This window comes from Micromonospora sp. NPDC049497, from assembly GCF_044465805.1.
Classification (GTDB): domain Bacteria; phylum Actinomycetota; class Actinomycetes; order Mycobacteriales; family Micromonosporaceae; genus Micromonospora.
On record NZ_JBITMC010000040.1, the window covers coordinates 1 to 8,686 of the forward strand.

Annotated in this window: 1 protein-coding gene and 1 pseudogene; both read left to right on the forward strand. The window is 74.5% G+C overall.

Features of this window, described 5'->3' with window-relative positions; genetic code table 11:
• Positions 1 to 1,459 (forward strand): type I polyketide synthase (locus ACIBR0_RS28655; RefSeq protein ID WP_396720850.1); only part of this gene is annotated, 1,459 nt, incomplete at its 5' end.
• An 85-nt stretch (positions 1,460 to 1,544) separates the two neighbouring features.
• Positions 1,545 to 8,686: pseudogene (locus ACIBR0_RS28660) on the forward strand (type I polyketide synthase); the annotation flags it as partial.

An 8,686-nucleotide genomic window follows, 5' to 3' on the forward strand; every position in this document is an offset into this window, starting at 1 on the left:
CATCCGCCACACCCCCACCGCCTTCCGCTACCTCGCCAACGCCCGCCACACCGGCAAAATCGCCCTCACCCTCCCCCCGGCCCTCCCCGCCACCGAAACCAGCCCCGCCGGCGGCGGAACCGGCACCGGCACCGGCACCGGCACCACCCTCATCACCGGCGGAACCGGCACGCTCGGCCAACAGGTCGCCACCCACCTCGCCAGCCACCACGGCGTCCGCCACCTCCACCTCGTCAGCCGCCAAGGCCCCCACCACCCCGACACCGCCCACCTCATCCACCAGCTCACCGACTGCGGCGCCATCGTCACCATCACCGCCTGCGACACCACTGACCCCCATCAACTCGCCGAGGTCGTCGACCACATCGACCAGACCGGGCACCGCCTCACCGGCGTCGTCCACACCGCCGGCACCCTCCGCGACACCACCCTCACCAACCTCACCCCACGGGACCTGCACGCCACCCTCAAGCCCAAGGTCGACGCCGCCTGGCACCTCCACCACGCCACCAGGCACCACCACCTCACCCACTTCCTGCTCTTCTCGTCGAGCTCGGGGACCATCGACACCCCGGGACAGGGCAACTACGCGGCGGCGAACGCGTTCCTCGACGCGCTCGCCCAGCACCGCCGGGACCTCGGCCTGCCGGCGACGAGTACCGCGTGGGGCTACTGGGCGCAGCGGACCGGGATGACCGGCCATCTGACCGACGTGGACCGGGCGCGGATGGCCCGCGCCGGCAGCCTGGGCCTGGAAACCGGGGAAGGGCTCGCCCTCCTCGATGCCGCCCTCACCCACACCCACCCCAACCTCGTGCCGGTCAAGCTCCACCTCCCCACCCTGCGCAACCAACCGCGCGTGCCCGCCATCCTCAGCGCCCTCGTCGGCAACCCGACCCGGCGCGCGGCCGAGGAGCAGGTGGTGGGCGGCCGGCCGCTCGCCGAGCAGCTCGCCGCCCTGCCCCCGGGCGAGCGGCCCCGGCTGCTGCTGGACCTGGTTCGGGGCCACGTGGCGGTGGTGCTGGGCCAGGGCTCGCCGGGATTGGTGGCGGAGGGGTCGCCGTTCAAGGACCTCGGCTTCGACTCACTGACCTCGGTGGAGCTGCGCAACCGGCTGCGTACGGCAACCGGGCTGCCGCTACCGGCCACCCTGGTCTTCGACCACCCGACACCGGCGGCGGTGGCGGAGTACCTCGCCGGGCAGCTCGCACCGGCGGAGCCGGCGCCGCCGACGTCCGTACTCGCGGAACTGGATCGGGTGGAGGCGGCGCTGGCGGTGGCCGCGCTGAACGACGCGGAACGGCACCGGGCGGAGGACCGGCTGCGGGACCTGCTGCGCCGGTTGGACGGCCTGCGGCCGGACGACGCGCACCTCGACGACCTCGTCGACCTGGAGTCGGCGAGCGACGACGAGTTGTTCAGCGCGCTGGACAAGGAACTCGGCGGTTCCCCGTCGTGACCAGATTGATGATCGTTTCTGCCGGCTCCGACCAGGGGGACGCACGATGAACGACGAAGACAAGCTCCGCAGTTACCTGAAGCGGGCCACCGCCGACCTGCGTTCGACCCGGCAGCGGCTGCGCGAGGTGGAGGACCGGGCCCACGAGCCGGTGGCGATCGTGGGGATGGCCTGCCGCTACCCGGGCGGGATCGACACCCCGGAGCAGCTGTGGGACCTGGTGGCCGGGGGTGGCGACGCGATCGGGCCGTTCCCGACCGACCGGGGCTGGGAGCTGGAGTCCCTCTACGACCCGGACCCGGACTCGCCCGGCACCACGTACGCCCGCGACGGCGGGTTCCTCACCGACGCCCCCGGCTTCGACGCCGCCTTCTTCGGCATCAGCCCGCGCGAGGCGACGGCGATGGACCCGCAGCAGCGGCTCCTGCTGGAGACGGCCTGGGAGTGCGTCGAGCGGGCCGACGTCGACCCGGGCAGTCTGCGCGGTGAGCGCGTCGGCGTGTTCGCCGGGGTGATCTCGCAGGACTACCTGGCCCGGATGAGCGAGCCCGATCCGGACCTGGAGGGGTACCTGGTCACCGGCAACTCGGGCAGCGTGGCGTCCGGGCGGATCGCGTACGTGCTGGGGTTGGAGGGGCCGGCGATAACGGTGGACACGGCGTGTTCGTCGTCGCTGGTGGCGATGCACCTGGCCGTGCAGGCGATCCACAACGGCGAGTGCGACATGGCGCTCGCCGGTGGCGCCACGATTCTCGCCCTGCCGCGCCCGTTCATCGAGTTCAGTCGGCAGCGCGGACTGTCGCCGGACGGCCGGTGCAAGCCGTTCGCCGCCGCCGCCGACGGCACCGGCTGGGGCGAAGGCGTCGGCCTGCTCCTGCTGGAACGCCTCTCGGTCGCCCGGGAACGCGGCCACCGGGTGCTCGCTGTCATCAGGGGCTCGGCGGTGAACCAGGACGGGGCGAGCAACGGGCTGACCGCACCCCACGGCCCCTCCCAGGAACGGGTGATCCGGCAGGCCCTGGCCAACGCGAGGCTGACTCCCGCCGACGTGGACGCCGTCGAGGCCCACGGCACCGGCACCACCCTCGGCGACCCCATCGAGGCGCAGGCGCTGCTGGCCACGTACGGGCAGCACCGGCGGGACGACCAGCCGCTCTGGCTCGGGTCGGTCAAGTCGAACATCGGCCACACCCAGGCGGCGGCCGGCGTGGCCGGCGTGATCAAGATGGTCCTCGCCCTGCAGCACGACCTGCTGCCGCGTTCGCTGCACATCGACGCGCCGAGCGCGCACGTCGACTGGGACAGCGGAAACGTCCGGCTGCTGGACGAAGCCGTCGAGTGGCGGCGGAACGGCAACCCGCGCCGGGCGGGGGTGTCCTCGTTCGGCGTGAGCGGCACGAACGCCCACCTGATCATCGAGGAGGCGCCCGCCGACGCGCCGCCGCAGGTCGACGGCGCGGTGCCGCTGGCCGGGTCGCCCGGTGCCCCGGACTCGCACGCCGGGACGGTGGCGGGCGGTGCCGAAACGGCCGAGGGTGAGCCGACCGGCAGCGGGGACGCGCAGACCGGGGGCATCGCCGCGACGTCGGCGGCCACGGTGGACGGTGCGGAGCTGATGGATCTGCCTGGCGGTGGCTGGGTGTCGTGGCTGCTGTCCGCGAAGACCGAGACCACGCTGCGCGAGTACGGCCGCCGGCTCCGCGACTGGGCCACCGACACAGATGACCTGGACCTCGTCGACGTGGCCCACGCCCTCGCCGGACGCACCCTGTTCCCGCACCGGGCCGTCATCCTCGGCCGCACCCTCGACGAGATGTGCGAGGCGCTCACCGCCCTGACCGACGGCACCGAACACGACAACCTGACCGTCGGCGAAGCGAGCGACGGCGGAAAGATCGGCTTCATCTACCCCGGACAGGGCAGCCAATGGCCGGCCATGGCCCACCAGCTCTACCGCACCTCCCCCGTCTTCCGGCACAGCATCGACACCACCGACACCGCCATGCGCCAGCACGTCGACTGGTCACTGCGCGACGTCGTCCTGCAGAAACCGTCCGCGGCCAACCTCGAACGGGTCGACGTCGTCCAGCCGACCCTGTTCGCCGTCACCACCGCCCTCACCGCACTCTGGCGACACCACGGCATCACCCCGCAGGCGGTCATCGGCCACTCCCAGGGCGAGATCACCGCCGCCCACACCACCGGCGCCCTCACCCTCGACCAAGCCACCGGCCTCATCACCCACCGCGGCCGCGCCCTCACCACCATCGAAGGCACCGGCGGCATGCTCGCCGTCACCGGACCCACCCCCCACGAACTGCCCGCCCTACTGCAACGCCTGGTCCCCGAACACGCCACAAACCTGCACCTCGCCGCCCACAACGCCCCCACCACCTGCGTCCTCTCCGGCACCCCGACCGCCATCCAAGCCACCCACGCGACCCTCACCAACGCTGGACTCACCGCCAGGATCATCCCGGTCAACTACGCCAGCCACTGCCCCCACATCGACCCACTCCACACCGAACTCACCGGCGTCACCGTCGACCCCCAAGCCACCGACACCGCCTTCTACAGCAGCACCCGACAGCAGCTCATCCCCGGCACCGAACTGACCACCGACTACTGGTGGAACAACCTGCGCCAACCCGTCCACTTCCACCCCACCCTCCAACAACTGACCACCAACGGACACCACACCCTCATCGAAATCAGCCCCCACCCCCTGCTCGCCCCCACCATCGACACCGACTCCACCACGGTCTGCCACACGCTTCGCCGCGACACCGACCCCTGGCACACCCTCCTCACCAACACCGCCCACCTGCACACCCACACCACCCACCCGATCGCCTGGGCGCATCTGCTCCCCCAGGCCCGGACCCACGTCACCCCGCCCACCTACCCCTTCCACCACCAGCCCTACTGGGCCACCGTGGCACCGGCCGCCCACCCGCGCCGGCTCGGGCTCCAGGCCAACAGCCACCCCCTGCTGACCGCCACCATCACCACCGCCACCAGCGGCGAGCACCTCTTCACCGGCCACCTCTCCCGCCGGGCGCACCCCTGGCTCGCCGACCACACCATCGCCGGTACGGGTCTGCTCCCCGCCACCGCGCTGGTCGAGGTCGCCCTGCACGCCGGGGCCGTCGCCGGGTACCCGCTGCTGGAGGAGCTGACCCTCGAAGCGCCGGTGCCGCTCGCCGACGGCGGCGCCGACCTCCAGGTCACGGTCACCGGAAGCGACCAGCCGGGACGGCGTACGGTCGCTGTCCACACCCGGCCGGCCGACGACCCGGACGCGCCGTGGACCACCCACGCCACCGGCCTGCTCACCGCTGACGAGGGCGACGAGTCGACCCCGCCGCCGCTCCCGGCCTGGCCACCGGCCGGGGCGGAACCGATCGACCTGGACGGGGCGTACAGGCGGCTGGCGGAGGCGGGCTACCGGTTCGGGCCGGCATTCCAGGGGATGCGTGCGGCCTGGCGCTCCGGCGACGACCGCTACGGCGAGATCGCGCTGCCCGAGCAGGTGGACGTCGCCGGGTACGCGGTGCACCCCGCGCTGCTCGACGCGGCCCTGCACCCGGAGCTGGTGGCCGTCCTCGACAGCGACGGGGACACGGTCCGCCAGGCGTTCGCGTGGGAGCAGGTCCGGCTGCACGCCACCGGCGCGACCGCCCTGCGGGTCCGCCTGACCCGCCAGGCACCGGAGCGGCTGGCGCTGGCCGCGTACGACCCGGCCGGTGAGCTGGTGCTGAGCGCGGCCGGTGTGCTGTCCCGGGCCACCTCGGCCGCCCGGATCGCCGCCGGGGCCGCCCGACCGGACCGGCTCTTCCAGGTGGACTGGGCGCCGGTCCCGCCGGCGCCTGCCGAGGCGACCTCGTCCTGGGTGCTGATCGGCGGGGACACCGCGGGCACGGCGGCCGGGCTGCCGGACGTACCCGTGGTCGGCAAGCTCGCGGACGCGGCGCGCGAGGGCGCAGCGGCGCCCGCGGTGCTCGTGCTGCCGCTGCCCACCGGAGACGACGGGGACGTGCCGGCGGCCGTGCACCGGCGGACCGAGGCGCTGCTCCGTACGGTGCAGGACTGGCTGGCCCGGGGGGCGCTGTCGGACAGCCGCCTGGTCGTGGTCACCTCCGGCGCAGTCAGCACCGGGGCCGGGGAGCCGGTCACCGACCTGGCCGGTGCCGCCTGTTGGGGCCTGCTGCGCTCCGCCCAGACCGAACACCCCGACCGGATCGTCGTGGTCGACACCGACCAGCACCCGGAGAGCGTCCGGGCGCTCGCCGTCGCTGTCGGCACCGCCGCCGTACGCGGTGAGCCGCAGCTCGCGCTGCGTGCCGGCGGGCTCCGCGCACCCCGGCTGACCCCGGCCGCGGTCGCGCCGGCCGCAGCCGTGCCGTTCGGCCCGGAGGGCACCGTGCTGGTCACCGGCGGGACCGGAACGCTGGGCCGGCTGACCGCCCGGCACCTGGTCACCCGGCACGGCGTCCGCCACCTGCTGCTGGCCGGCCGGCGCGGCCCGGAACACCCGGACGCCGACGCCGTCGTCCGGGAACTGGGCGACCTCGGGGCCACGGTGACCGTCGTCGCCGCGGACCTCGGTGACCCGGCGGCGGTCCGCGACCTCCTGGCCGGCATCGACCCGGCGCGCCCGCTCGCCGCGGTGTTCCACGCGGCCGGGACGACCGACGGTGGGCCGGTGGACCGGCTCACCGGGCGCCAGCTGCACGACGTGCTGGGGCCGAAGGTGGACGCCGCCTGGCAGCTGCACCGGCTCACCGACGCGCACCTGGTGCTCTACTCGTCGATCGCGGGCAGCCTGAACACCAGCGGGGTGGCCAACTACGCCGCCGCGAACGCCTTCCTCGACGCCCTCGCCCAGCACCGGCGCGCGCAGGGGCTGCCGGCCACCGCCCTGGCCTGGGGCTACTGGGACGTCGAGACCGGGATGAGCGGGGCCATGTCGGACGCCGACCGGCGGCTGCTGGCCCGGGCCGGCCTCGCCGCGCTGCCCGTCGAGGAGGCGGTGCGGCTGCTGGACACCGCGCTGGCGACCGACCGGCCGGTGCTGGTGCCGGCCGGTCTCGACCGGGCGGCGGTCCGCGCCCGCGCCCGCGCCGGGGACCTGCCGGCCGTGCTGCGCTCGCTCGCCCCGGCCGGGCTCCGGCAGGCCGCGACGACCGCGCCCGCGTCGGCGTCCCCGCTCGCCGGGCAGCTCGCCGGACTCGCGGCGGACGACCAGCTGTCCGTCCTGGTCGACCTGGTCGGGACGCACGTCGGCGCGGTGCTGGGGCACGTTGACCCGGCCGGCCTGGACGTGGGGCAGGACTTCAAGAGCCTGGGCTTCGACTCGATGACGGCGGTGCAGCTGCGCAACCGGCTGCGCACCGCCACCGGCCTGCGGCTGCCGGCGACGCTGGTCTTCGACCACCCGACCGTACGGGCGGTGGCCACGCTGCTGCGGAGCATGCTGCTCGACCTGCCCACCGCCCGGGCCGAGGCCACGCCGGCGGTGACCGCCACGGCCGAACCGATCGCGATCATCGGGATGGCCTGCCGCTACCCGGGTGGGGTCACCTCCCCTGAGGAGCTGTGGCAGCTGCTCGCCGCCGGCACCGACGCGATCGGCGACTTCCCCACCGACCGGGGCTGGGACCTGGCCACCCTCTACCACCCCGACCCGGACACCCCGGGCACCACGTACGCGCGGGAGGGCGGCTTCGTGCGGGACGCCGCCGAGTTCGACCCGGCCTTCTTCGGGATCAGCCCCAAGGAGGCGACGGCGATGGATCCGCAGCAGCGGCTGCTGCTGGAGGCGGCGTGGGAGTCCATCGAGCGGGCCGGCATCGACCCCACCACGCTGCGCGGCACCCCCACCGGCGTGTTCGCCGGCCTCACCCACCAGGAGTACGTCGGACGGGGTGCGGCGGACGCCGAGGGCTACCTGCTCACCGGAAGCACCACCAGCGTCGCCTCCGGCCGGGTGGCGTACGCACTGGGCCTGGAGGGGCCGGCGGTCACCGTGGACACGGCGTGTTCGTCGTCGTTGGTGGCGCTGCACCTGGCCGCCCAGTCGCTGCGCGGCGGGGAGTGCGAGCTGGCGCTCGCGGGCGGGGTCACCGTGATGGCCAGCCCGACCGGGTTCATCGAGTTCGCCCGGCAGCGGGGGTTGGCCGCCGACGGCCGGTGCAAGCCGTTCGCGGCGGCGGCGGACGGGTTCGGCTTCGCCGAGGGCGTCGGCCTGCTGCTGCTGGAACGGCTGTCGGTGGCGCGGGAGCGCGGCCACCAGGTCCTCGCCGTGATCCGCGGTTCGGCGGTCAACCAGGACGGGGCCAGCAACGGGCTCACCGCGCCGAACGGGCCGTCCCAGGAACGGGTGATCCGCCAGGCCCTGGCCAACGCCCGGCTGGCCCCGGCCGACGTGGACGCGGTGGAGGCGCACGGCACCGGCACCACCCTGGGTGACCCGATCGAGGCGCAGGCGCTGCTGGCCACGTACGGGCAGCACCGGCGGGACGACCGGCCGCTCTGGCTCGGGTCGGTCAAGTCGAACATCGGGCACGCCCAGGCCGCCGCCGGGGCCGCCGGGATCATCAAGATGGTCCTCGCCCTCCGCCACGACCTGCTGCCGCGCTCGCTGCACCTCGACGCGCCGAGCCCGCACGTCGACTGGGACAGCGGCAACGTCCGGCTGCTGGACGAGGCCGTCGGGTGGAAGCCGAACGGGCACCCGCGCCGGGCGGGGGTGTCCTCGTTCGGGATCAGCGGCACGAACGCGCACGTGATCCTCGAGGAGGCGCCGCCCCCGGTGGAGCCGGCCGTGGCGCCGGCCGACCTGTGGGACGGGTGGGCGTCATGGGTGCTGTCGGCCCGGACCGGACGCGCGCTGCGCGATCAGGCGGCGCACCTGCTCGGCTGGTTGGCCGACCACGAGGACGTCCCGCCCTCCGCGGTCGCGGACGCGCTCGCGCGGCGGACCCGGTTCGCGCACCGGGCGGTGGTCACCGCGGCGACCCGTTCCGACTTCGCCGCCGCGTTGACCGCCCTCGCCAACGGCGAGCCGCACCCGCACCTCACCACCGCCATCGCCGGCGGCGACGGGGGGAAGGTGGCGTTCTGTTTCACCGGCCAGGGCAGCCAGTACCCCGGCATGGGCGCCGACCTCTACACCACCAACCCCGCCTACCGCGAAAGGTTCGACCAGGCCTGCGAGGCCCTCAA